We start from the raw sequence: 24,664 nt of genomic DNA on the forward strand, positions 1-24,664 counted from the left end.
GCACCTGTTTATGCGGGAATGGTGCGATCTTCCGCCCAGCGCCGCAATTGTGAAATCTGCTCAGCCATGACCACCGACAAGGGGCTAGTAGCCGCGATTTCACCTAACAAAATATCAGTGGTCAGCGCCCGCGCTTCTGCGGCTGCAGAATAAAGCGCCGCGATAATCGCCTGCTCAATTTCTGAACCGGAGAAACCGTCACTCGCATCCGCCAAACGCAGCAAATCAAATTGCTGTGGGTCGCAGCCGCGTTTGCGCAAGTGAATAGAAAAAATATCCTGCCGCACGGCTGCCTCTGGCAAATCCACGAAAAAGATTTCATCCAACCGACCTTTGCGGATCAACTCCGGCGGTAAACGCGAAATATCATTACTGGTGGCAACAATAAACACCCGCGAACGACGCTCTGCCATCCAGGTCAATAATGTGCCCAATAAACGTTGCGACACGCCATTATCGTTGCCGTCTTGCGCCATGCCTTTTTCAATTTCATCCAACCAGAGCACACAGGGCGACATGGCATCCGCCAATTTGAGCGCCTCGCGTAGGTTGCGCTCGGTTTCTCCGTGAAATTTATTGTAGAGCGCACCAACATCCATACGCATTAATGGCAACCCCCAAAGCCCCGCTACAGCTTTGGCGGCGAGACTTTTACCACCACCCTGTATACCGAGTAGCAAAATGCCCTTAGGGCGATCAAGTTTGGAATCTTCATCATTAAAGGCGCCGCGTCGCGTGAGTAGCCAGCGCTTTAGGTTCTGTAAACCGCCGACATTGGAGAAATCCTCCGTCTGCTGCTCAAAGCTGACCACGCCCTCCATATCCAGTAGCGCAAATTTGGATTTATTGATTTTGGGCAAGTCGTCTTCATTGAGCGAACCATCATTCCAAATCGCGCTGCGCACGAGACGACGCACATCACTGATACTCATGCCCTGCAGATTGTTCACCACTTTTTTGAGGGTGATATTATCGGTTTTCACCCGCGCACCCGCGTGGCGATCCGACCAGTCTTTGGCTTCCTCTCGAATGATCTCCATAATTTTGTCGTCACTCGGCAACGTCAATGCATAGGACGCACTGTAGCGTGACAACTCCGGCGGCAAGCGCAGTTGATAGCTCAGCAGTACCAGCGTATGGGGCACCGCAAAATGATTGAGCGCGATATCTTTTAGCAGGCGCACCACTTGCGCGTTATCCGCCAGAAATGGATGCAAATCGCACAAGGCGAACATAGCGGGCTGGTGCAATTGCTTGATATGACGCAGCATTTCCTCAGGGTCATTTAACGCGCTGGCCTTGGGCACCAACTGCGGGCCAAAACTCAAACGAGCCAAACCATCGGTGAGCGACCAGCGATGCAAATCTTTGCCCTGGGTATTTGCTACTTTCAGCAATACATCCAGTGCTTTTTTCTCTTCGAAGGTTTCTATCACTACCAATGGGATACGGGCATCCAACAGCAGTTTTATTTCGTTTACATCTTGCACGCTTGTCTCCTTCGAGCAGGAAATGAATTCAAGGCGCAAGCATGCAGTGCGACATGCCGGCTTGCAATGGTTTGATGCAACGCAAACAAATGCACCAAGGCATAAGTGCCGAGCCGGACGATTTCTGTTTAAATAGCCTTATTATTGTTTCAAGGTGACGCACCATGCCCCAGATTAGACACAGTTTCATCGACAACCTGATTATTAATGCCGACCGCGCCCTACGCACTCTCGCAGCCGGAAGTGACATGTCATGCGAGCGCCCATCACCGGCACAACCCCTGAATGAAGCGGCGCTATCAGAGGCCGAGCGAAAAAAATCTGCAGCACTGATGCGCGTAAATCACACCGGTGAAGTCTGCGCCCAAGCGCTCTATCAAGGGCAAGCTCTCACCGCCAAGCTGCCCCATGTGCGCGCTGAAATGGAGCATGCTGCCGCCGAGGAAATTGATCATTTAGTCTGGTGCCAGCAACGTATCGACGCTTTAGGTAGCCATACCAGTTATTTAAATCCAGTATGGTACGGCCTCTCATTCATGATTGGCGCAGGTGCAGGTTTGGTCAGCGACAAGGTGAGTTTAGGCTTTGTCGCCGCAACGGAAGATCAGGTTTGTAAGCATCTGCAACATCACTTAGCCGAGCTACCGCAGGAAGATCTGCGCAGCCGAGCAGTAGTAGAACAAATGCTGGAAGATGAAGCGCGCCATGCCGATATGGCACTCAGCGCTGGCGGTTATCGTTTCCCGGCGCCGGTAAAAGGAGTGATGACACTGGTATCCAAACTGATGACCAGCACCAGCTATCGCATTTAGCTGCCTATCAAACAAAGCTCCTCTACCACCCTGTCAAAAACAACAATGCCCGCACTAAGCGGGCATTGTTGTTTTTTGATTTCAGAGCCGCAGTGCGGAAGAAAATCAGGCCTCACGAATCTCATAGGAATGGGTAATTTCCACGCCCCCCGCTTCCAACATGATAGAAGCAGAGCAATATTTGGTCGCCGATAACTCAACCGCACGTTTCACTTGCGCTTCTTTAAGCTCTTTTCCTGTCACCAAAAACTTCATATGAATTTTGGTAAAGGGTGAAGGAACGCCCTCAGCACGCTCGGCTTCCAGTTCACAACGGCAGTCGGTGACTTGCTGACGCGCTTTGGTGAGAATACTCATCACATCGAACGAAGAGCAGCCACCCAAGCCAATCAACAACATTTCCATTGGGCGCACACCGGTATTACGTCCACCGTGATCGGGAGGACCATCCATTAATACTGCGTGACCACTACCTGACTCACCTAAAAATTGAGCACCATCTACCCACTTAACTACTGCTTGCATAGGATTGTACCGCCAGAAAAATCGTGTTTAAAAATAGGCGCTTAGCGTAACACAGCGACCATAGAAATCGAAAATGTCACGAAAATCAACGTACAGCACAGATTTAGCGTTTTTTTGTAGACAATTCATTTGTCTGAGCTTATAACTGCATCACAAATTTTAAGGTTGTTTTGGCATATCTCTAGCTGTACTTTAAGCCTGTGTCATAATAAATTTTATATCCGAAATAGTGATATAAATACTAACTAATTATTACCTTTTATCATTGGAGCCACACCTTGGTCGCTGTCTCACTCACACCGCACATTAAGAATGTGGAAGAATTTCTGGTTCATTGTCATCGCCGTCGTTATCCAGCCAAGAGTACTATTATCTACGCCGGCGACAAAAGCGACTCGCTCTACTACATAGTCAAAGGTTCAGTGACCGTACTGATTGAAGACGATGAGGGCCACGAAATGATCGTTGCCTATCTCAATGACGGTGACTTTTTTGGCGAAATGGGGTTGTTCGATGACAAAGACTCCCGCAGCGCTTGGGTGCGTGCAAAATCGGAATGTGAAGTCGCTGAAATCAGCTATGCCAAATTTCAGGAGATTTCTGAAGACCATCCTGAGTTTTTGTTTGCACTTGGCAGCCAAATGGCGCGCCGCTTGCGCGCAACTACGCGTAAAGTGGGCGATTTAGCATTTTTGGATGTAACCGGTCGCGTTGCACGTACGCTGCTGGAGCTGTGTAAGGAACCAGACGCAATGACCCACCCCGACGGCATGCAAATTAAAATCACGCGTCAGGAAATTGGTCGCATAGTGGGCTGTTCGCGCGAAATGGTTGGCCGCGTACTCAAGACCTTAGAAGAACAAGGCTTGGTGATGGTGAAAGGCAAAACCATGGTGGTTTACGGTACTCGCTAATACTTTTGCTTAGCTAAAAAACAAAGCCCGCTGAATGCGGGCTTTGTTTTTTCTACTACCGGAAAATCGGCCAATCAATGTAATGCAGTTAAGCGAAAAACTCCGCAAGTGCTACACCCGGCTCATCCGCACGCATAAATGCCTCACCCACCAAAAATGCATTTACATTCTTGCAGCGCATAGCCTGTACATCGGCTGGAGCGAGAATTCCGCTTTCTGTTACCACGATACGGTCGCTACCGATTTTATCCAGCAACTTATATGTCGTTTCCAGTGTTACATCAAAGGTATGCAAATTGCGGTTGTTAATACCGATTAATTTATTCGGCAATTCCAGCGCGACATCCAGCTCGGCTTCATCGTGGACTTCCACCAAGACATCCAACCCGATTGATTGTGCCAGCGTATTAAGCTCTGTTAACTTCTCAGGAGTGAGCGCTGCAACAATCAACAATACGCAATCTGCACCCATGGCTCTGGCTTCGTAGATCTGGTACTCATCCACCAGGAAGTCTTTACGAATCACGGGCAAACTCACTGCAGCGCGAGCTTGTTGCAAATATTCATCAGCCCCTTGGAAAAAATCCACATCGGTTAAGATCGACAAACAGGCAGCACCGCCCTGCTCATAGGAACGAGCGAGTTCGGCGGGCACAAAGTGCTCGCGAATCACACCTTTACTAGGTGATGCTTTTTTAATTTCTGCAATCACACCGGCTTTGCCTTGTGCGATTTTGCTTTCGATCGCTTTTACAAAACCACGCGCAGGCGCTTGTAATGCAGCCTTTGCCTTTAATTGCTCCAGTGAAACCTGCGCTTTGCGCTCCGCAATTTCTTCCCACTTTCGCGCAATAATTTTACGTAGTACGGTTGGTGTGTCGGACATGAATAATTTCCAGAGACAATCGATAAGGTTATTGCAAATATTGGGTAAAAGCAGCGAGCTCACGGATCTTTTCGCCAGCCAAACTGCTGCCAATCGCATCGCGCGCCATTTCCACGCCATCCGACAAGCTGCTCGCCACACCGCTAACATAAATCGCCGCGCCGGCATTGAGCGCAATGATATCCGCCGCTTTTTCAGCATATTGGCCGCGCCGATTACCCAGCGCATCGCGGATCAACAGGAGTGAATCTTCAGCATTGCTCACACTTAAGCCAATCAAACTTTTGGACTGCATACCAAAATCTTCCGGCTTAATAATGTACTCACGAATCTCGCCATTTTTTAATTCGGCGATTTGGGTTTCGGTAGCAAGGCTAATCTCATCCAAGCCATCTTTAGCATGCACCACCATCACATGCTCGCTGCCTAAACGACCCAACACTTCCGCCATAGGTTTGCAAAGCTCGCCATTGAATACACCAATTACCTGACGCTTTACATTGGCAGGATTTGTCATTGGGCCGAGCATATTAAAAATAGTGCGCATTCCCAGTTCTTTGCGCGGACCAATGGCATGACGCATTGCGCTGTGATGAGCAGGCGCGAACATAAAACCCACACCAATTTCACGCACGCAGCGCGCAACTTGCTCGGCAGTAATATCCAATTTAATGCCTGCTGCCTCCAATACATCAGCACTACCGGTGGAGCTGGATACCGAACGATTGCCATGCTTAGCCACGCGACCACCCGCTGCCGCCACTACAAATGCACTCGCGGTTGAGACGTTGAATAAATTGGCTCCATCACCGCCAGTGCCACAGGTATCAACCAGGAAATCGACATTAATATCTACCGGTGTTGCCAACTCGCGCATAACCATAGCCGCGCCGGTGATTTCATCCAGGGTTTCACCCTTCATACGCAGGGCAACCAAAAAACCACCAATTTGGGCGGGCGTGGCTCCGCCAGTCATCACAATACGCATCACGGAAATCATTTCTTCCGTGGTCAAATCGATTCGCGCCACCAGTTTTGTTAAGGCTTGTTTGATATCCATTGCCATTACCCCTTTTAGAATGAGCACAGACTTAAAGAATGCGCTGTTTTTGTAGTCAGTAAGTCAGGAGCGATAAATTCAATTTTAATATGCCGTTAAAAAATTGCGCAGCATATCGTGACCATGTTCGGTCAAGATGGATTCAGGGTGAAACTGTACCCCTTCCACAGCCAGAGTTTTATGTTTAACACCCATAATTTCCGCGATGCTGCCGTCATCGTTTTGGGTCCAGGCGGTAATTTCCAAACAATCGGGCAGCGATTCTTTTTCAATAACCAACGAGTGATAACGCGTTGCTTGAAATGGATTACTCAAACCCTTAAAAACGCCGATATTGCTGTGGTACACAGGCGAAGTTTTGCCATGCATCACATAGGGCGCACGGATTACCTTGCCGCCAAACGCCTGGCCAATGCTCTGGTGCCCAAGACAAACACCCAATAAGGGAATTTTACCCGCAAAAGTTTTTATGGTTTCAACCGATATCCCAGCCTCAGTGGGTGTGCAAGGGCCGGGAGAAATGACGATTTTTTCTGGCGCTAAAACAGCTATCTCGGCTACGGTAATTTCATCATTGCGCACCACTTTGATATCAGCACCAAGCTCACCAAAATATTGCACCAGGTTGTAGGTAAAGGAGTCGTAGTTATCAATCATCAAAATCATTTTGTTTCACCTTTCACCGCAGACTCACCCACCATATCAACAGCTTTAAATATAGCACGCGCTTTGTTCATGGTTTCTTTCCACTCCAGTGCCGGCACCGAGTCAGCGACTACACCCGCCCCTGCCTGCACATAGAGCTTGCCGCTTTTAATCACGGCCGTGCGGATAGCAATCGCAGTATCCATATTGCCGTTCCAGGAGATATAACCTACTGCGCCACCATAAATACCGCGCTTTTCAGTTTCCAATTCGTCGATAATTTCCATCGCGCGGATTTTGGGGGCGCCACTCAATGTGCCTGCTGGTAGTGCCGCACGCAATACATCCATTGCCCGCAATCCGTCTTTCAGTTTTCCAGTAACGTTAGAAGTGATGTGCATTACATGGGAATAGCGCTCCACTACCATCTTATCGGTTAGTTTCACACTGCCGATTTTCGCTACACGGCCCACATCATTGCGCCCCAAATCAATCAGCATTAAATGCTCAGCAATTTCTTTGGGGTCATTGACCAATTCAATTTCCAGCGCTTTATCTTCTTCCAGCGTGCGACCGCGGCGACGGGTTCCGGCAATGGGGCGCACAGTCACTTCACCGTCTTCAAGACGGGCGAGAATTTCCGGACTGGAGCCAACAACATGATGATCACCCAAATCCATAAAATACATGTAGGGCGACGGATTCAAATTACGCAGCGCACGGTAGAGATTGATTGGCTCGCCTGCAAAATCAATCGACATACGCTGGGATACAACCACCTGCATGGTGTCGCCCGCCAAAATATAGTCTTTAATTTTATTGACGTGATTGTGAAAGTTTTCTTCGCCACAATTAGAAGTGAACAGCGGCTCGCTATTGCGATTATTACCGAGCGATAAATCAGGCGTCACTGGAATTTCGCCGCGCAGTTTTTGCTCCAACTCATCTAACCGCGCACTTGCTTTTACAAACGCATTTTCCACTTCGGGATTGGCATGAATCACAAAAATTAATTTGCCTGCCAGATTATCGAACACCAGCACTTCATCGGACACGCTCAATAAAATATCCGGTGTACCTATGACATCTTTGGGCGAACTCGCTTTTAAATGCGGTTCCACATAACGCACGCAATCATAAGCAAAGTAACCGACCAAACCACCGGTGAACCGTGGTAAGCCAGGCAGTTCCGGTGCTCGATAACGCTCTTTAAAGGCTTCCACAAAAGCAAGTGCATCGGCGCACTCATGGATTTCAATGACTTGGCCATCACGCTCGACCGTAATCTTATCGCCCAGCGCTTTCAATACCGTGCGCGCTGGCAAACCGATCATGGAGTAACGCCCCCACTTTTCGCCACCTTGTACAGATTCGAATAAATAAGAGTATGGGCCAGCTGCGAGTTTGAGGTAAGACGAGAGTGGTGTATCCAAATCGGCAAGGACTTCGCGCATCACCGGAATACGGTTGTAACCTTGCGCAGCTAATTGAGCAAACTGTTCGGAGTTCATGGGATTACCTTTTGCTTGTCACCCAAGCGAGGACAAGACTTTATCGTTATCGGAAATTCGATTTTTTACTGAGCGCTTAGCTCCATTAACAGGAGCTCGTTACGCAAACAGAGAGAAGGCAGGCCGTAAATCAGCAAAAATGACATACGACTAGATGAACTAGCGGCGCCATCGGGCGGCAAGGTAGGTAGCGCACTCTGTAATGAAGAAAGTAGCGTTGTTCACGAGGATGATTCCTGTTGATCGTGAGGGCAAGTGTACTGAATTAATCTGCACGTGCCTACCCTCATTCCACGCAAGAATCTGGAAATTAAACCTGCGCTAATTGCGCGCGCATCTCGGTAATCACCGCATGGTAGTCAGGGGCGTTAAAGATCGCAGATCCAGCCACAAAAGTATCTGCACCCGCCTCCGCCACCTCACGAATATTGGTAAGTCCAACACCACCATCCACTTCTAACCGAATCGGGTACCCGCTGGCATCGATTAATGAACGCGCCGCGCGCAGCTTATCAAGCACATAGGGAATAAACTTCTGCCCGCCAAAACCGGGGTTTACCGACATCAGCAACAACATATCCAGCTTATCCATCACATAATGAAGCTGCTCAAGAGAACTGGCAGGATTAAGTACTAAACCCGCCTTGCAGCCCTTGTCTTTAATTAACTGCAATGAGCGATCCACATGGCGGGATGCTTCAGGATGAAAGGTAATATATGTCGCACCTGCATCAGCAAACTGTACGATAAGGTCATCAACAGGCTCGACCATTAAATGCACATCAATCGGCGCTGTTACACCATAGTTACGCAGTGCCTTACACACCATGGGGCCAACTGTTAAATTGGGCACATAGTGGTTATCCATCACGTCAAAATGGATAAAGTCAGCGCCTGCTTCAAGCACAGCATCAACCTCTGCCCCTAAACGCGCAAAGTCAGCCGAGAGAATTGAAGGTGCAATTTTGTAATCCCGTTTAAAGTTCTGCATAAATATCCCGATATGAATCAATAGCGGACGACATTCTAGGCGAAAAGCCTGACAACCTACAGCATGCAAGGTCAAACCATGCCATTAGCACGGAATCAAAAACCAATTAGTTTTGCCAATCACAGTGGCTGGCTGCTCATCACGCTGATATTTATGATAACGAATGTCTATAGCCAAGAACCCGAGAGCGACAAACAGCAAATCAATGAACAACAAGTCGAAGCACAGGCCAGCAACTCCTCAGTGGAAGCAGCGCCTTATGCATCGCGTGCCATACGCGACAAGACCCTCATTGCAAATGCCCTGCAAGACGAAAGCATATGGCTAGACACCGAATACGGAAAAATACTGGCATTGCATCGAATCACAGAGGCAAAGTCGACCTTTGGCGTATTGATATTGCTCCATGCAGCAGAAGATCCACAGCACTGGCCACCCGCCCTGGAAAATTTACGCGCAAACCTGCCACGCTACGGATGGGAAACATTGGCACTGGCAATGCCACCACAAATACCTATGTCAATTCCCGCAAGACCATCTTCTTCATCGTCGAGTGAGTACAACAATGAAAATATCGACAGCACAACGAATGATAACGACAAGCCAAACCAAACAGCTGAAAACAACTCCGTACCAAGCGCATCAAGCTCAAGCTCAAGCTCAAGCTCAGCAAGTATTTCCCGCGAACTTTTGATCTCTGCCTACATAGATGCCGCCATTACGTATTTATCGCAGAAGAACCAATTCAATGTGGTTGTACTTACTGACAACAGCAGTGCCTATTACAGCTTGGGCAAGTTACTGCCGATGATTAAGGACAACCCAAAAGATCCAAATACCATTGATGGCCCACTTCAGGCTCTCATAATTGCCAACCTGCAACAGCAGGAACCGCTAACCAAAACCGAGCTGGAAAGTATATTTAACAACGCTCAACTACCGGTAATGGATATATTTTTTGCGGCCGACTATTCAGAACAACAAACAGCACGCAATCTTCACCGGGCGGTTGCTATGCGCCAAAAACTAAACGACTACCAACAACTGAAACTTAACAATCAGCCAACCGTTACCGAAACAGATTTTCAAAGTTTTTTATTGGGGCGAGTGCGCGGCTTTATGCAGAAAAAGGCTAGTGGCGTAGAACTGAAAAAAGAAGAAGATTGATTGGAATGACAAAGAAATACCGCGAAATAAAAAAGCGGTATCAGCATACGCCAATACCGCCTTTCATTACTCACTCGATAGCGAACATCCTGTCCACATCGAGTAATTCCCTCTCCCTACTCATTGAGTGAGTGCTCGCATTAGGCGCTTCCCTTGACCCTGCTTGGCCAACCTACCTTCCCTGACGACCTCCTTGTTAGATGCCATTGTCCAGCAAGCAACCATTTCAGAACAGTCGCAAAGTTCACTGTTTTTTGTAGGATATTGCCGCCAATGGTTAGCCGCCATTAGCGCTTTTTTGCGCGATATTAGCACCACACATTATCGGTAATTCAGCATACGCAGATGTAACTCACCGATAATCGGGGGCTGTGTCGCACGAGTTGCCAGATAATGGAGGTTAAATAACTGAAAATAATCAATTAGTGCATCTGCCACACGTGGTTCGCGCGCCATTTGCAAACATAGACCCGCCGCCTCAGCAGTTGACAAATAATGCTCCTGATGTGACTTGCGCACCGCATAACCTCGCACCAGAACATCCGGCAACTGGACACAGGGCACAGCATCCAACCAACGACTGAGATGAAACATTCTGCCACTTTGCTTCCAGGTGCCATCCAACAGAATAAACGTTGTAATTTTGCCATCCTCAGGCAACGTATAAATTACCTCATGGGGCTTGGAAGCAGAACTTGCCGCCTCCGCTGGAAATACCAAAACACAACGCCGACGCTCATCATTCAACAGCGCCAACAAGTCTTCAGCAGGCTCAGTTCTGCTCCAACAAAACACATGGGTTTGACCCGGCAAAATATCTGCAATAAGCCGCCCGGTATTAGTAGGTTTGAAAATTTCATCACTGTGCATCAGGAGCAAAAACTCACAATTTGTTGACATAGTCGGGCGCCATGGACAAATACAAGCAAATTGCGCCAACTGACATGACTCACAGCGCAAAACAGATTTTCCTCTGGCGAGAAATTCACGGGTTGACCGCGCCAATCGCTGTGCACGCAAATGCAAATATTGATTCGCATATTCACTCACCATATCATCCACTCCAACCAAGTTAAATCAAAACTCTGGCATTACCCAAAAAATAACAGACGAAAAAAAAGCGCTCAATAAGAGCGCTTTTTTGTTTGGTGCCCTGGGCCGGACTCGAACCGGCACAGCTTTCGCCACTACGACCTCAACATAGCGTGTCTACCAATTCCACCACCGGGGCAAATACGTTAATTACTCTTTTTCTCTTCAACCTGATTAGTACTTGGAGCAGCTTCATTTTGTACTGCAGGCACATCAGAAGGAGCAGGTGCTACGGGAATCTCGCTAGCAGGAACATCAGATGCTGCAGGGATATCTTGCTGCTGTACTGTAGCCGGAACAACCAAACCTTGGGTTGCGACTTGTGACTGATTTTTTGCAATAACTGCCAAACCAAAGCTTGTGCAAAAGAAAATTGTTGCGATTATTGCTGTAGCACGCGTAAAAAAGTTACCACTACCTTCACTTCCAAAAACTGTTTGTGAAGCACCAGCACCAAATGATGCACCAGCGGCAGCCCCTTTACCTTGTTGCAACAAAATCAGACCAATGATTGCAATTGCAGCAAGTGAATGAATAATAAGTACTAATTTTTCCATTGCAAAGCTCTCTTGAGCGTTTGATGTAAAGCAACTATTCAGCAGCTTTACAGATTGCTAAAAACTCGTCGGCATCAAGTGAAGCGCCGCCAAGCAAGGCACCGTCAATATCAGCTAATGCGAATAAATCTTTTGCATTGTGCGCTTTGACGCTACCACCATACAGAATTCTTACTTCTTGGCCTATCTCACCAAGCTGCTTACGTATAAAACGATGAACCTCTTCAGCTTGACAAGGCGTAGCTGTTTTACCTGTACCTACAGCCCACACAGGCTCGTATGCTACTACTGCATTACAAAAAACTGACCTATCTACAAGATCAAATACAGCATTAAGCTGTCGACCTATAGTTTGAAGATACAAACCATTATCACGATCTTCAGTTGATTCGCCAACGCATAGTATTGGGATCAACCCCGCGCTTTGGCATTGAACAAATTTTTCTGCAATTTCACGATCTGACTCGCGCTGCATTCGGCGGCGCTCATTGTGACCAATTATTACAAATTTGCAATCCAAATCTGCAAGCATTAAAGCAGAAACTTCACCCGTGTATGCGCCTTTTTCATACTCGCTTACTGTTTGTGCACCGGTCATAATTTCAGAACCAGAGAGCAAATTCGCAGTGTGCGCGAGATACGGGAAAGGAGGGCAAATTACAACATCGGCGCTGTGCTTACCTTGCCATTCGCTCGCAATTGCTTTCAGCAACAGTCCATTTGCATTCAAGTTACCGTTCATTTTCCAGTTGCCAACCACAAGTTGGCGGCGCTTGGCGTTACTTGCTTTAGTCAACAGCAATACCTCCCCCAAAGCGGGCGCTAATGTTAGCCAAGATGATTTCAACATACAACAAAATCTTGGCTTAACATCTGATTTTTATCTGTTTTTTTGTTTTACTGGAGGAAAAATTTTACCACTGAATACAACTCAAGCTGACTGAGCGTATTTTGCACGCCCATAATAGAGTGCAACCTCCGCCCATCAGCAGCCATCAGTTCAATTCGGCTTCGACAGTAGCCGCCAATTCCTGCGCCAATTCTTTTACTTGTTTCTTATCTTCACCTTCCACCATTACACGCACTACCGGCTCAGTACCTGATGGACGCAACAAAACACGCCCGGTACCTGCAAGCTTGTCTTCAGTAAGTTTAACTGCGGCTAGAACGCTGGGATTGCTACTTAAGTCAACACGCTTAGTCATATGTACATTGATCATCACTTGCGGCAACTTGGTCATGGATTTTTTAATGCGGTGAAGCGGCTCACCTACAGTGGTAACCGCAAGCAACACCTGAAGTGCCGCAATAATCCCATCACCGGTAGTGGTTACATTGCTACATACGATATGGCCTGAGTTCTCGCCACCCAAGCGCCAACCGTTTTGACGCATCAATTCAATCACATAGCGATCACCCACTTTAGCGCGGGCGAAGGGGACATTGAGTTTTTTAAGGCCCAACTCAAAACCAAAATTACTCATGAGTGTGCCCACAACACCATCACAACCACCAGCGTATTCATGCTGATAAGCTGCAATGATGTAAAGCAATTCATCACCATCAATCAATTCACCTTTGTGATCAACAAAGACCACACGATCACCATCACCATCAAATGCGATCCCCAAATCAGCACCCAACTCAACGACTTTTTCCTGCAAGGCTTCTGGCTTGGTAGAACCGCAACTGCGGTTGATATTTGTACCATTAGGCTCAACAAACAAAGAGGTAATTCGCGCACCCAACTCAGTGAACACATCGGGTGCAATGTTATAAGTCGCGCCATTAGCGCAATCCAAAACAATATGCATACCCTTCAGGTTAAACCCCCAAGGCATAGTACCTTTACAAAATTCGATGTAGCGCCCTGACGCATCCGCAATGCGACGTGCCTTGCCCAGTTTTTCTGCAGTCGACATTTGTCGCTCGAGCTGATCCTCGATGAGGTTTTCCAGCTCATCCGGTAATTTACTGCCATTACCGCCAAAAAATTTGATGCCATTGTCGACATAGCTATTGTGTGAGGCACTGATCACTATACCCGCCTGTGCTTTGAAGGTTCGCGTCAAATAAGCAACCCCTGGGGTTGGCATTGGCCCTAACAAACCAACATCAACACCTGCATTGATTAATCCAGCTTGCAGTGCAGACTCAAACATATAGCCAGAAATACGCGTGTCTTTCCCGATCAAAATCATATTCTGACCATCAAAGCGATCCTTCAACACACAACCGGCAGCCCAACCCAGCTTGAGCATAAAATCCGGGGTTATGGGAAACTCCCCTACCAAACCACGAATACCATCAGTACCAAAATACTTACGAGACATACTTCCTTACTCCGCTAACAATGAGTTACTGCACCCAGCTATTGGTTTACAGCAGCAAGAACCTTTAAGACATCGACCGTTTCGGCGACATCATGAACCCGAATAATCGCAGCACCTCTCTCGGCGGCAAGCATTGCCAACGCAAGACTACCGGCCAATCGCTGCTCTACTGGCCGACCGAGTAACTGCGCAACCATGGACTTCCGCGACATTCCAACCAATAACGGCAATCCAAATCGCGCGAACTCTGGCAGGTGCTTTAAAAGCGCGAGATTATGCGCGAGTGTTTTGCCAAAGCCAAACCCTGGATCGAGCAGGATTTGTTCGCGAGCAATTCCAGCGGCCTGACAAACCGCAAGGCGAGCCTCCAAAAAGCCAAACACCTGCTCAACCACATCACTGTAATTTGGGTTTTGCTGCATAGTGTCCGGTTCACCCTGCATGTGCATCAAACAGACAGGCAACCCCGTCTCCGCAGCTGCCGCAACCGCACCCTCACGCTGGAGGGCTCGCACATCATTAATCAAACTTGCGCCGCGACTAGCAGACTCGCGAATAACCGATGCCGAGCTTGTATCAACCGACACCAGCGCGCCCAATTGCCCGACCACAGCTTCCACCACCGGAATAACGCGATCCAGCTCTTCCTGTACCGAGACAATCGGAGCGCCAGGGCGGGTTGACTCCCCACCAACATCAATTATTTGTGCCCCATCCAACAACATTTGTTCGGCACCACGCAGAGCAAGATCCAATGAGAGCCGGTGATTTTTGTAGTAGCTCCCACCATCGGAAAAAGAGTCGGGCGTGGCATTTAAAATACCCATCACCACAGGGCGGGTCAGATCTAATAAATGCTTACCGCAACACAAACTTGTGACAGAGGGGAAAATTGGTTTCATAGAAGGTGATTATTGAAAGTAGGCAGTTATTCTAAAACAAGAACCCCGAGCAAGCTCGGGGTTCTTGTTTGCCACGCGAAGAGATCAATGAGTATTGGCAGGGCCACCGATAGGACCGGCCGGGTTATCGCCTGAACTCCCCTTTTCTTTTTCGTCTTTTTCTCGTAAATGACTATTGAAATCATCGTCATTCCAATCACGTGGTGGACGCACTTTTCGGCGAGCCATCAAATCATCAACTTGATCAGCATCAATAGTTTCATACTCCATCAGTGCATCTTTCATTGCCTCAAGGATATCGCGATTATCTTCAAGAATCTTTTGCGCGCGCGCGTAACAATCCTCAATGATGCGTCGAACCTCTTCATCAATATGCTTTGAAGTATCATCAGAATATTGCTGGCTAGCCATGCCGGGGTACATACCCTCCTCTTCACCATAGTGAAGAGGACCCAATTTGGATGACAAGCCCCATTTGGTCACCATGTTGCGCGCAATCGCGGTTGCACGTTCAATGTCGTTCGACGCACCAGTAGTGATGCCATCTTCACCAAGGGTCATCAATTCGGCAATACGGCCACCAAACAAAGTACATATACTGGATTCCAGCGCACGGCGGCTCATGCTGTATTTGTCTGCTTCTGGCAGGAATTGGGTAACACCCAGAGCACGCCCACGCGGAATAATAGTAACTTTGTGGACTGGATCGTGCTCCGGAACTATGCGACCAACGATGGCATGACCAGCTTCATGATAGGCAGTGTTTTCTTTTTCCTTCTCACTCATCACCATGGTACGGCGTTCAGCCCCCATCATAATTTTGTCACGTGCCTTCTCAAAATCCTCCATGGTAACCAGACGTTTATTACCGCGAGCAGCCATCAGAGCGGCTTCGTTTACCAGGTTTGCAAGCTCCGCCCCTGAAAAGCCTGGAGTGCCACGAGCGATGATAGACGCGCTGATACGCTCATCCAATGGAACCTTGCGCATGTGAACTTTCAAAATTTGCTCGCGCCCACGGATATCAGGCAGACCAACATAAACTTGACGATCGAAGCGACCTGGACGCAACAACGCTTTATCGAGCACGTCAGCACGGTTGGTTGCAGCGATAATAATTACGCCATCGTTGCCCTCAAAGCCGTCCATCTCTACCAGTAATTGGTTCAAGGTTTGTTCACGCTCATCGTGACCACCGCCGTGACCACCGCCACGATGGCGACCAACCGCATCAATTTCATCGATAAAAATAATACATGGCGCCTGCTTCTTGGCCTGCTCGAACATGTCGCGCACACGGCTTGCGCCGACACCCACAAACATCTCAACAAAGTCAGAACCGGAGATTGAAAAGAAAGGCACTTTGGCTTCGCCCGCAATTGCTTTAGCCAGTAGGGTTTTACCGGTACCGGGTGGGCCAACCATCAGCACACCACGTGGAATTTGGCCCCCTAACCGCTGGAACTTAGAAGGGTCACGCAGGTACTGCACTAGCTCCTGCACTTCTTCTTTAGCCTCATCCACACCGGCAACATCAGCAAAGGTAGTTTTAATTTGGTCTTCACCGAGCAAGCGCGCCTTGCTTTTGCCAAAACTCATAGGGCCGCCCTTACCGCCAGCACCGCCTTGCATCTGGCGCATAAAAAACCAGAAAACCGCGATAATAATAAGTATAGGGAAGCTTGCCACCAACAATTGATTCAAGAGACTCGGTTGCTCAACCTCGCGCCCTTTAATAGTAACGTTGTGGTTATACAGATCATCAATAAGCTTGGGATCCTGCACCTGAGGACGTATCGTTTTAAATGTCGTGCTATCTCTATTTATCCCTTCGATAACCAGACCATCTATAGTTACCTCTTTTACCCGATCTTCGCGTACGCTGGCGATAAAATCTGAGTAATTCAACGTGTTACTCGCTGACTGCTTATTGAAGCCCTCAAATACACTAAACAGGACTACGGCGATTACCAGCCAGAGCACGAGATTCTTGGTTATATCGTTCAAGGAAAAATCCTCACAGTTACATCATTTTGGTGAAAGCATCAAACCCCAGCATAGCTCCACAACTTGCGAAACCCCAATGGAATTAGCTAATTCTTACACATCTGCGACATGAAATCGCCGATTTTTCCAAGAATACTCTTGGATATATACCTCCAATTCTATTTCATGAAGGCTTTGATATTGAGTGAATGATTGGGGCCCTAGGAGACGAAAACAAGGTCAAAATAAAATTATCCCAGTGAAAGCACCCACTTTCACCAAAACAGTTCCCCCTAAAAACAAGCCTTGCCCAATGGAATGAAGTAGAATACGCGCCATTATTTCATTATTACTTCAGGTACATTTATGCCGATCAGCCCAGAGCGCAAAAAACAGTTTCGCACCATTGGCCACAAACTAAACCCTATAGTCACCATCGCCGGCAATGGCCTGAGTGATGGCGTAGTAGCAGAGCTTAATCGTGCACTGGATGATCACGAACTGATTAAAGTGAAACTGGCGTTGGCTGAACGCGAAGAGCGCAAGGAAGTAGTCACCAAACTCTTAAACCTGCCTAATGTTGAGCTGATTCAGGAGATTGGCAAAGTAGTTTTACTTTATCGCCACAATAAAAAAGCCAACCCCAAATTATCCAATCTACATCGTTAATAAAAAACCGCCCAACGGCGGTTTTTTTATGACCTGAATTCAACAGCCTAGATGTGCTCAACCTTGTCAATTTCGTAGTCGACATCACCACCTGGTGTTTTTACTACCACCACATCTCCCTCCTCTTTACCTATCAGCGCGCGCGCAATAGGTGAGTTAACGGAAATTTTGTTGGATTTAACATCCGCCTCGTCGTCACCCACAATCTGGTAGGTCATAGACTGCTCAGTATCCAGATTGATCATAGTGACAGTAGTGCCAAACAATACTTTGCCGCTGTGGGGGATTTTAGTTACATCAATAATTTGGGCATTGGAAAGCTTGCCTTCAATTTCATTAATACGCCCCTCACAGAAGCTCTGCTGCTCGCGCGCGGCAGAGTATTCGGCATTTTCTTTTAAATCGCCGTGGGCACGAGCCTCGGCAATGGCGTTAACTATGCGCGGGCGCTGAACTTTTTTCAGGTCTTCCAGCTCAAGGCGCAGTTTTTCTGCGCCCTGTTCTGTCATCGGAAATTTAGTGCTCATGCCTAATCCTTTTAAACGATTCGACTGTGCAAGTCTTGCAGACGGCGCACTTCGATCTCTTTAACTTCTTTAAGTGCCATACACACCGCCAAACCAGCTGCCAGGGTAGTGTTGTAGTACACACGATGGTTTTCTGCGCTGCGGCGAATCGATGATGAATCACGGGTAGCTTGACGCCCTTCAACCGTGTTGATGATCAAATCAATTTCATCGTTTTTGATCATATCAACAATGTGTGGGCGACCCTCCTGTACTTTATTAACAACCTGTACAGTCAAGCCAGCTTGCTCCAACACAGTGGCAGTACCGCGTGTTGCCACGAGTTTAAAACCGAGCTCAGCCAGATCCTGGCCAACACTGACAATGCCAGCTTTATCCATGTCGCGCACGCTAATAAACGCAGTACCCGAAGTGGGAATGCGGTTGTTGGCGCCCAATTGCGATTTACCATAGGCTTCACCGAAACTGTTACCTACACCCATCACTTCACCGGTGGACTTCATTTCTGGCCCGAGAATAGGGTCGACCGCCGGGAACTTGTTAAAGGGGAATACCGCCTCTTTAACACTGAAATAGTCAGGAATAATCTCTTTGGTGAACCCCTGCTCCGCCAATGACGTGCCCGCTTGACAGCGCGCAGCCACTTTTGCCAGTGACACCCCAATACACTTGGATACAAAAGGTACAGTGCGCGAGGCGCGAGGATTCACCTCAATCACGTAAATCTTGCCGTCTTGATAGGCCAGCTGGGTATTCATCAGGCCGATTACACCCAACTCAATCGCCATTTGTTTTACTTGTTCACGCATAGCGTCCTGCACATCAGCAGGTAGTGAGTAAGGTGGCAATGAACAGGCTGAGTCACCGGAGTGGACACCGCATTGCTCGATATGTTGCATGATGCCGCCAATGACCACTTGTTTACCGTCAGATACCGAATCTATATCCACTTCGATGGCATTATTCAGGAAGTGATCGAGCAACACCGGTGCATCTTCTGACACTTGTACCGCAGTGCGCATATAGGTGCGTAACTCATCTTCTTTGTAGACAATTTCCATCGCGCGGCCGCCCAATACATAGGACGGACGAACTACCAATGGATAGCCAACTTTATCAGCAGCAAGTAAAGCTTCTTCCAGCGAACGAACAATCGCATTTGGCGGCTGCAACAGACCCAACTTGTGGATCATCTGCTGGAAGCGCTCGCGGTCTTCGGCTTTATCAATAGCATCGGGGCTGGTACCGATAATGGGTACGCCTTCCGCTTCCAATGCACGCGCTAATTTCAGCGGCGTCTGGCCACCGAATTGCACAATCACACCAACCGGTTTTTCTTTATGAACGATTTCAAGTACATCTTCCAATGTCACTGGTTCAAAGAACAAACGATCAGAGGTGTCGTAATCGGTAGATACAGTTTCCGGGTTACAGTTAACCATAATGGTTTCGTAACCGTCTTCGCGCATCGCGAGTGCCGCGTGTACGCAGCAGTAATCAAACTCGATACCCTGACCGATACGGTTAGGACCGCCGCCAATAACCAAAATCTTTTTCTTATCGCTCGGATTCGCTTCGCACTCTTCTTCATAGGTTGAGTACATGTACGCAGTCGAGGTGGAAAATTCAGCCGCGCAAGTATCAACACGCTTGTATGCCGGGCGAATATTCAAACCTTGACGGTAGTGGCGCACCGCCTTTTCGCTAGCCCCAAGGAGCAACGCCAAACGTTTGTCGGAGAAGCCTTTACGCTTGAGCTTGAACAGCTGATCTGCATCCAAATCATTCAGTGACTTACCGCGCAGTGACTGCTCTATATCGATAAGCTCTTTGACTTGTACGAGGAACCAGGGGTCAATTTTTGACAGGTTGAAAGCATCGTTAACGCTCATACCCATACGGAAAGCATCACCCACATACCAGATACGCTCGGCACCAGCAGTGGTCAATTCGCGGCGAACTTTGGCAGCGCCCTCTTCGGTGGTGTAATCCACTTTAGATTCAAAACCGGCCGAACCAACCTCCAAACCGCGCAGGGCTTTTTGCAGCGATTCCTGGAAAGTGCGGCCAATCGCCATCACTTCGCCCACTGATTTCATCTGGGTAGTCAGGCGTGCATCCGCCTCACCGAATTTTTCAAAGGTAAAGCGCGGCACTTTAGTAACGACATAATCGATTGATGGTTCAAATGAAGCAGGAGTTGCACCACCGGTAATTTCGTTTTGCAATTCGTCAAGGGTATAACCAATCGCCAATTTGGCAGCAATTTTTGCAATCGGGAAACCCGTGGCTTTGGATGCAAGTGCAGATGAACGCGATACACGCGGATTCATCTCGATCACTACCATGCGGCCATCAACCGGATTCACCGCAAATTGCACGTTGGAACCGCCAGTTTCCACACCGATTTCACGCAATACCGCAATCGATGCATTACGCATGATTTGGTATTCCTTATCGGTGAGAGTTTGCGCCGGTGCAACGGTAATTGAGTCGCCGGTGTGCACGCCCATCGGATCAAAGTTTTCAATCGAGCAGACGATGATGCAGTTATCGTTTTTGTCACGCACTACTTCCATCTCGTACTCTTTCCAACCGAGCAGCGATTCGTCGATCAACAATTCATTGGTCGGTGACAAATCCAAACCGCGCGTACAAATTTCCTCAAACTCGTCCCAGTTGTACGCAATACCGCCACCTGAACCACCCATGGTAAATGACGGGCGAATGATGCATGGGAAACCGAATTCTTTCGGTGCTTCTTTTGCTTCTTCCAAGGTATGAACGATTTTCGCGCGGGCGCATGAAAGGCCAATGCGCTTCATGGCTTGGTCGAACAAGTTGCGATCTTCTGCCATATTGATGGCTTCTTCTTTCGCGCCAATCAACTCAACATTGTATTTTTCCAACACGCCGTGTTTAGCAAGCGCCAACGCACAGTTGAGCGCGGTTTGGCCGCCCATGGTGGGCAGGATTACATCGGGGCGTTCTTTTTCAATAATTTTTTCTACGGTTTGCCATTCAATCGGCTCGATGTAGGTTGCATCCGCCATCGCCGGGTCGGTCATGATGGTGGCTGGATTGGAGTTCACCAAAATAACGCGGTAACCCTCTTCACGCAGGGCTTTACAGGCTTGCGCGCCTGAGTAGTCAAATTCACACGCCTGGCCGATTACGATCGGGCCAGCGCCGAGAATCAATACACTGTTTATGTCTGTACGTTTTGGCATGTCTGCTCCGATTAGGACGCCTTGCGCGCTTGCATCAATTCAATAAAGTGGTCGAATAAGGTATCGGCATCGTGTGGGCCGGGGCTGGCTTCAGGGTGACCCTGGAAGCTGAACGCGGCCTTATCGGTGCGATGAATACCTTGCAAGGAACCATCGAATAAGGATTTATGTGTCGCCCTGAGGTTTGCGGGCAAGCTGGATTCTTCCACCGCAAAACCGTGGTTCTGCGCGGTGATCATCACGCGTTTGGATTCAAGATCCTGTACCGGATGGTTGCCGCCGTGATGGCCAAATTTCATCTTGATGGTTTTGGCACCCGAGGCCAGCGCCAATAATTGGTGACCAAGGCAGATACCAAATACTGGGGTATCGGTTTCCAGAATATTTTTAATCGCTTCGATGGCGTAAGTGCATGGCTCAGGGTCGCCAGGGCCGTTGGACAGGAAAACACCGTCCGGATTCATTGCCAGTACTTCCGCAGCCGTGGTTTTGGCTGGAACAACAATCAGTTCGCAATCGCGATCCGCGAGCATGCGCAGGATATTGCGCTTAACACCATAGTCGTACGCGACTACTTTAAATTTCTTGGCTCCAGTCAGGGCTTTATGGCCCTCGCCCAACGTCCAACTACTCTCATTCCAGGTGTATGACTCACTCACGGTCACTTCTTTGGCGAGATCCAAGCCCTTCAAACCGCCGAAGGCTTTGGCAGCAGCCAGTGCTTTGGCTTCATCAATGTCATCTCCTGCCATCAGGCAGCCGTTCTGGGCACCTTTGTCGCGTAGGATACGGGTCAAGCGACGGGTATCGATATCGGCGATACCGATCACATTGCGCGCTTTGAGATAGTCAGAAAGGTTTTCTTGATTACGGAAGTTGCTGGCTAACAAAGGCAAATCGCGAATCACCAGACCAGTAGCCCAAATGCGCTCGCACTCTTCGTCTTCGCTGTTGGTACCGGTATTGCCGATATGGGGATAAGTGAGGGTAACAATTTGCTGGGCATAGGATGGATCGGTAAGGATTTCCTGATAACCGGTAATTGCGGTATTAAATACCACCTCACCAACAGACAAACCTTCAGCACCAATTGCGGTACCACGGAACACACTACCGTCGGCGAGGACCAAAATGGCCTTCTTCGGGGCAGCAAGGGATTCCTGAGTAGTCAAAACAACCTCCTGAGCTGGTTGGGTTTTGGCTTGGAGAACACCAGCAGTTACAAACCCTGCGGGATACCCTTAAAGCAAGCTAATAAATCGTTGTAGGTTCGTCATCCAAATTGCACAGACGTTCAGTTTTTTCAGGCTCAAAAAGTCAGTCGCATTGGCACTTAAAAAGTGAACATCGCGATAAGTTATTGAGTCAAAAGGCAAAATTGATCTGGCTATAAAACGTCTGGTTGTAAAAAAGCGAGATGAAACTCTGATCTCATCTCGCTTTTTTATGTTCTTGTGCGAACCGTTTTGTATTCTTTTGTTGCCCGATATCTGGTCGGGCACAATCTGGCTGCGAATTCTACGGGACTCGCCAGCGGCTGTCCACGGGAATCTGCCCTCAATCAGGTCAGTATCAGCGTTTGCGGAACAATTTTCCGATTAGACTCACCGCAGCTAATACCAGCGCACCAATCACCACCCCGGCAACACCATTCAATAGCGATGAAGTGAGCCAACCCACTGGTTCAGTCGCAGTGGCTGCATGCTCAATCCAATGATGAATCACGGGAATACTGTGCGTCACGATCCCACCACCCACCATAAACATGGCGGCCGTGCCCAGTACGGATAAGAGTTTCATCAGGCGCGGTGCGGCGGCTAATAAAAAGTTACCGCAAACCTGTGCGACAGGATTCGACTTTTTACACAGGTGCATACCTATATCGTCCAGCTTCACAATCAACGCAACAAAACCGTAGACACCCACCGTCATCAACACAGCAATACTCACGACTACGGCAGCTTGTTTGGCAAATGTCGCCGCGGCCACCGACCCCAAGGCGATAACAATAATTTCAGCGGAGAGGATAAAGTCCGTGCGCACAGCGCCTTTGATTTTGTCTTTTTCGAAGGCAACCATATCCACTTCCGGGTTGGCAACCGCTTCGATCAACTCTCGATGGTGCTGGACTTCCTCTTGTTTGGAGTGCAGATATTTGTGCGCAAGCTTTTCAAATCCTTCAAAACACAAATAAGCGCCGCCAATCATTAACAGCGGGACGATCAACCAAGGGACAAATGCGCTAATGAATAACGCGGCAGGCACCAGAATCGCTTTATTGAGTGCCGAGCCTTTGGCGACTGCCCATACAACAGGTAACTCACGCTCAGCGCGCACACCGGACACTTGCTGCGCATTGAGCGCCAGATCATCGCCTAACACCCCAGCGGTTTTTTTCGCGGCGACTTTGGTCATTACCGCCACGTCATCAAGCACAGTGGCGATATCATCGAGCAACATTAATAAACTGGAACCGGCCATTCTTTAATTCCCTGTGCGATGTTTTACAAAATGGATTTAAGACTTTACCGCGCGACCGATCATAAAAACTATCGCAGGCCCAATACATCCTGCATATCAAACAAACCGGACTTTTGCTGTTGCAACCAAACGGCCGCACGCACCGCACCATTGGCAAAAGCTAAACGGCTGGAAGCTTTGTGGGTAATTTCTACGCGCTCGCCATCGGCCATAAACATCACCGTGTGATCGCCCACCACATCGCCGCCGCGCACTGTGGCAAAACCTATAGTGTCGCGCGGGCGCGGACCAATTTGACCTTCGCGACCATAGACGGCAACTTTATCCAGATCGCGCTCCAATGCATTGGCCAGCACTTCCCCCATACGCATGGCGGTGCCTGAAGGTGAATCCACTTTATGGCGGTGATGCGCTTCGTAGACTTCCACATCGTATTCATCGCCCAGCACCCGTGCCGCCAAATCGAGCAATTTAAAACACAGGTTTACACCGGTGGAAAAATTGGCCGAGAGCAGCAAAGGAATTTGTGTTTGATAAGAAAGCAGCTCGGCTTTTTCTGCGGCACTAAAACCAGTGGAGCCAATAACAATTGGTTTGTTGTGCGCCGCGCAAATTTTTACATGATCGAGTGTTGCGAGCGGCGAACTAAAATCAATTAATACATCAAACTGATCGACCACAGCGGCGAGATTATCCACTAAGGTTACGCCCAACTTTCCAACATTGCCCAGCTCACCGGCATCAACACCGACCAATGAACTACCCGCACGTACAGTTGCGGTACCCAGTGTAGTTTGTGAATTTTTCTGGGTGGCTTCAATCAGCGCTTTTCCCATACGACCTGCCGCACCGGCGATTGCAATTCGTGTCATTGCGTTACTCTCAG

The 24,664-nt window shown here is 48.5% G+C and carries 22 protein-coding genes and 1 tRNA gene; 4 read left to right on the plus strand and 19 right to left on the minus strand.

Translation table 11 applies throughout. The annotated features are described in order from the left end of the window. Positions 1-8: 8 nt before the first annotated feature. Positions 9-1,490 carry an AAA family ATPase gene (locus D0B88_RS16935; protein ID WP_151058623.1) on the minus strand — a complete coding sequence of 494 codons (1,482 nt, stop codon included), beginning with the start codon at positions 1,488-1,490 and terminating at the stop codon, positions 9-11. 164 nt (positions 1,491-1,654) lie between these two features. Here D0B88_RS16935 and coq7 point away from each other — a divergent pair, with 164 nt between their 5' ends. Then, positions 1,655-2,302, plus strand: coding sequence for a 2-polyprenyl-3-methyl-6-methoxy-1,4-benzoquinone monooxygenase (coq7, locus tag D0B88_RS16940; RefSeq protein ID WP_151058625.1), 648 nt, complete (start codon positions 1,655-1,657; stop codon positions 2,300-2,302). 105 nt (positions 2,303-2,407) lie between these two features. Here the strand turns inward: coq7 and D0B88_RS16945 are convergent, their stop codons facing one another. Next, positions 2,408-2,827 carry an OsmC family protein gene (locus tag D0B88_RS16945; RefSeq protein WP_007643959.1) on the minus strand — a complete coding sequence of 140 codons (420 nt, stop codon included), beginning with the start codon at positions 2,825-2,827 and terminating at the stop codon, positions 2,408-2,410. 278 nt (positions 2,828-3,105) lie between these two features. Between D0B88_RS16945 and crp the strand changes: the two genes are divergently transcribed. Beyond that, entirely contained in the window at positions 3,106-3,741 is a 636-nt protein-coding gene (crp, locus tag D0B88_RS16950) for a cAMP-activated global transcriptional regulator CRP (protein WP_007643960.1), read from the plus strand. Positions 3,742-3,829: 88 nt separating this feature from the next. Here the strand turns inward: crp and trpC are convergent, their stop codons facing one another. The 5 genes from trpC to rpe form a co-directional block, all read right to left on the minus strand. Beyond that, positions 3,830-4,627 carry an indole-3-glycerol phosphate synthase TrpC gene (gene trpC, locus D0B88_RS16955; protein WP_151058627.1) on the minus strand — a complete coding sequence of 266 codons (798 nt, stop codon included), beginning with the start codon at positions 4,625-4,627 and terminating at the stop codon, positions 3,830-3,832. A 28-nt stretch (positions 4,628-4,655) separates the two neighbouring features. Beyond that, positions 4,656-5,687 (minus strand): anthranilate phosphoribosyltransferase, encoded by a 1,032-nt coding sequence (gene trpD / locus D0B88_RS16960; protein WP_040392758.1) that lies wholly within the window; start codon positions 5,685-5,687, stop codon positions 4,656-4,658. An 84-nt stretch (positions 5,688-5,771) separates the two neighbouring features. Then, positions 5,772-6,353 (minus strand): aminodeoxychorismate/anthranilate synthase component II, encoded by a 582-nt coding sequence (locus D0B88_RS16965; protein WP_151058628.1) that lies wholly within the window; start codon positions 6,351-6,353, stop codon positions 5,772-5,774. Beyond that, positions 6,350-7,843, minus strand: coding sequence for an anthranilate synthase component I (gene trpE / locus D0B88_RS16970; RefSeq protein ID WP_007643977.1), 1,494 nt, complete (start codon positions 7,841-7,843; stop codon positions 6,350-6,352). The genes D0B88_RS16965 and trpE overlap by 4 nt, the downstream gene beginning before the upstream one ends. A 310-nt stretch (positions 7,844-8,153) precedes the next feature. Beyond that, positions 8,154-8,834 (minus strand): ribulose-phosphate 3-epimerase, encoded by a 681-nt coding sequence (rpe, locus tag D0B88_RS16975; protein WP_151058630.1) that lies wholly within the window; start codon positions 8,832-8,834, stop codon positions 8,154-8,156. A gap of 78 nt (positions 8,835-8,912) precedes the next feature. Here rpe and D0B88_RS16980 point away from each other — a divergent pair, with 78 nt between their 5' ends. After that, positions 8,913-10,001, plus strand: coding sequence for a DUF3530 family protein (locus D0B88_RS16980; protein WP_191966464.1), 1,089 nt, complete (start codon positions 8,913-8,915; stop codon positions 9,999-10,001). 321 nt (positions 10,002-10,322) lie between these two features. Here the strand turns inward: D0B88_RS16980 and D0B88_RS16985 are convergent, their stop codons facing one another. The 7 genes from D0B88_RS16985 to ftsH all read right to left on the minus strand — a co-directional run bounded on the left by D0B88_RS16985 (position 10,323) and on the right by ftsH (position 16,892). Beyond that, positions 10,323-10,901, minus strand: a complete 579-nt coding sequence (locus D0B88_RS16985) for a tRNA-uridine aminocarboxypropyltransferase (protein ID WP_370452463.1) — start codon at positions 10,899-10,901, stop codon at positions 10,323-10,325. A 246-nt stretch (positions 10,902-11,147) separates the two neighbouring features. Further along, positions 11,148-11,232, minus strand: a tRNA-Leu gene (locus tag D0B88_RS16990). Positions 11,233-11,239: 7 nt separating this feature from the next. Next, positions 11,240-11,650 carry a preprotein translocase subunit SecG gene (secG, locus tag D0B88_RS16995; protein ID WP_151058636.1) on the minus strand — a complete coding sequence of 137 codons (411 nt, stop codon included), beginning with the start codon at positions 11,648-11,650 and terminating at the stop codon, positions 11,240-11,242. Between the two features lie 34 nt (positions 11,651-11,684). Continuing rightward, positions 11,685-12,500: a triose-phosphate isomerase gene (gene tpiA, locus D0B88_RS17000; RefSeq protein ID WP_225318430.1), complete on the minus strand. Its 816-nt coding sequence runs from the start codon at positions 12,498-12,500 to the stop codon at positions 11,685-11,687. 145 nt (positions 12,501-12,645) lie between these two features. Then, the gene (gene glmM / locus D0B88_RS17005) at positions 12,646-13,983 is read right to left on the minus strand and encodes a phosphoglucosamine mutase (RefSeq protein ID WP_151058638.1); all 1,338 of its coding nucleotides are present in this window, start codon (positions 13,981-13,983) and stop codon (positions 12,646-12,648) included. A gap of 38 nt (positions 13,984-14,021) precedes the next feature. Continuing rightward, positions 14,022-14,885: a dihydropteroate synthase gene (folP, locus tag D0B88_RS17010; protein ID WP_151058639.1), complete on the minus strand. Its 864-nt coding sequence runs from the start codon at positions 14,883-14,885 to the stop codon at positions 14,022-14,024. 84 nt (positions 14,886-14,969) lie between these two features. Further along, on the minus strand, positions 14,970-16,892 hold the full coding sequence (ftsH, locus tag D0B88_RS17015) for an ATP-dependent zinc metalloprotease FtsH (RefSeq protein WP_151058641.1): 1,923 nt from the start codon (positions 16,890-16,892) through the stop codon (positions 14,970-14,972). Between the two features lie 345 nt (positions 16,893-17,237). Between ftsH and D0B88_RS17020 the strand changes: the two genes are divergently transcribed. Further along, positions 17,238-17,540, plus strand: a complete 303-nt coding sequence (locus tag D0B88_RS17020; RefSeq protein ID WP_151058643.1) for a YhbY family RNA-binding protein — start codon at positions 17,238-17,240, stop codon at positions 17,538-17,540. Between the two features lie 47 nt (positions 17,541-17,587). Here the strand turns inward: D0B88_RS17020 and greA are convergent, their stop codons facing one another. The 5 genes from greA to dapB all read right to left on the minus strand — a co-directional run bounded on the left by greA (position 17,588) and on the right by dapB (position 24,650). Then, the gene (greA, locus tag D0B88_RS17025) at positions 17,588-18,067 is read right to left on the minus strand and encodes a transcription elongation factor GreA (RefSeq protein ID WP_007643994.1); all 480 of its coding nucleotides are present in this window, start codon (positions 18,065-18,067) and stop codon (positions 17,588-17,590) included. 11 nt (positions 18,068-18,078) lie between these two features. Continuing rightward, entirely contained in the window at positions 18,079-21,297 is a 3,219-nt protein-coding gene (gene carB, locus D0B88_RS17030; protein WP_007643996.1) for a carbamoyl-phosphate synthase large subunit, read from the minus strand. Positions 21,298-21,308: 11 nt separating this feature from the next. Then, positions 21,309-22,469, minus strand: a complete 1,161-nt coding sequence (carA, locus tag D0B88_RS17035) for a glutamine-hydrolyzing carbamoyl-phosphate synthase small subunit (RefSeq protein WP_151058645.1) — start codon at positions 22,467-22,469, stop codon at positions 21,309-21,311. Positions 22,470-22,869: 400 nt separating this feature from the next. After that, entirely contained in the window at positions 22,870-23,778 is a 909-nt protein-coding gene (locus D0B88_RS17040; protein WP_151058647.1) for a DUF808 domain-containing protein, read from the minus strand. Between the two features lie 68 nt (positions 23,779-23,846). Beyond that, on the minus strand, positions 23,847-24,650 hold the full coding sequence (dapB, locus tag D0B88_RS17045; RefSeq protein ID WP_151058649.1) for a 4-hydroxy-tetrahydrodipicolinate reductase: 804 nt from the start codon (positions 24,648-24,650) through the stop codon (positions 23,847-23,849). Between the last annotated feature and the right edge of the window lie 14 nt (positions 24,651-24,664).

It is taken from the genome of Cellvibrio sp. KY-YJ-3, assembly GCF_008806955.1.
Lineage (GTDB): Bacteria > Pseudomonadota > Gammaproteobacteria > Pseudomonadales > Cellvibrionaceae > Cellvibrio.

Excerpts from the sequence above, each read along its gene's own strand:
- trpD (WP_040392758.1), bottom strand. The coding sequence starts at position 5,687 with ATGGATATCAAACAAGCCTTAACAAAACTGGTGGCGCGAATCGATTTG.
- carB (WP_007643996.1), bottom strand. The coding sequence starts at position 21,297 with ATGCCAAAACGTACAGACATAAACAGTGTATTGATTCTCGGCGCTGGC.
- dapB (WP_151058649.1), bottom strand. The coding sequence starts at position 24,650 with ATGACACGAATTGCAATCGCCGGTGCGGCAGGTCGTATGGGAAAAGCG.
- glmM (WP_151058638.1), bottom strand. The coding sequence starts at position 13,983 with ATGTCTCGTAAGTATTTTGGTACTGATGGTATTCGTGGTTTGGTAGGG.
- folP (WP_151058639.1), bottom strand. The coding sequence starts at position 14,885 with ATGAAACCAATTTTCCCCTCTGTCACAAGTTTGTGTTGCGGTAAGCAT.
- D0B88_RS16980 (WP_191966464.1), top strand. The coding sequence starts at position 8,913 with ATGCCATTAGCACGGAATCAAAAACCAATTAGTTTTGCCAATCACAGT.
- tpiA (WP_225318430.1), bottom strand. The coding sequence starts at position 12,500 with ATGTTGAAATCATCTTGGCTAACATTAGCGCCCGCTTTGGGGGAGGTA.
- D0B88_RS16985 (WP_370452463.1), bottom strand. The coding sequence starts at position 10,901 with ATGTCAACAAATTGTGAGTTTTTGCTCCTGATGCACAGTGATGAAATT.
- D0B88_RS17020 (WP_151058643.1), top strand. The coding sequence starts at position 17,238 with ATGCCGATCAGCCCAGAGCGCAAAAAACAGTTTCGCACCATTGGCCAC.
- D0B88_RS17040 (WP_151058647.1), bottom strand. The coding sequence starts at position 23,778 with ATGGCCGGTTCCAGTTTATTAATGTTGCTCGATGATATCGCCACTGTG.
- rpe (WP_151058630.1), bottom strand. The coding sequence starts at position 8,834 with ATGCAGAACTTTAAACGGGATTACAAAATTGCACCTTCAATTCTCTCG.
- trpC (WP_151058627.1), bottom strand. The coding sequence starts at position 4,627 with ATGTCCGACACACCAACCGTACTACGTAAAATTATTGCGCGAAAGTGG.
- coq7 (WP_151058625.1), top strand. The coding sequence starts at position 1,655 with ATGCCCCAGATTAGACACAGTTTCATCGACAACCTGATTATTAATGCC.
- D0B88_RS16965 (WP_151058628.1), bottom strand. The coding sequence starts at position 6,353 with ATGATTTTGATGATTGATAACTACGACTCCTTTACCTACAACCTGGTG.
- trpE (WP_007643977.1), bottom strand. The coding sequence starts at position 7,843 with ATGAACTCCGAACAGTTTGCTCAATTAGCTGCGCAAGGTTACAACCGT.
- greA (WP_007643994.1), bottom strand. The coding sequence starts at position 18,067 with ATGAGCACTAAATTTCCGATGACAGAACAGGGCGCAGAAAAACTGCGC.
- D0B88_RS16945 (WP_007643959.1), bottom strand. The coding sequence starts at position 2,827 with ATGCAAGCAGTAGTTAAGTGGGTAGATGGTGCTCAATTTTTAGGTGAG.
- secG (WP_151058636.1), bottom strand. The coding sequence starts at position 11,650 with ATGGAAAAATTAGTACTTATTATTCATTCACTTGCTGCAATTGCAATC.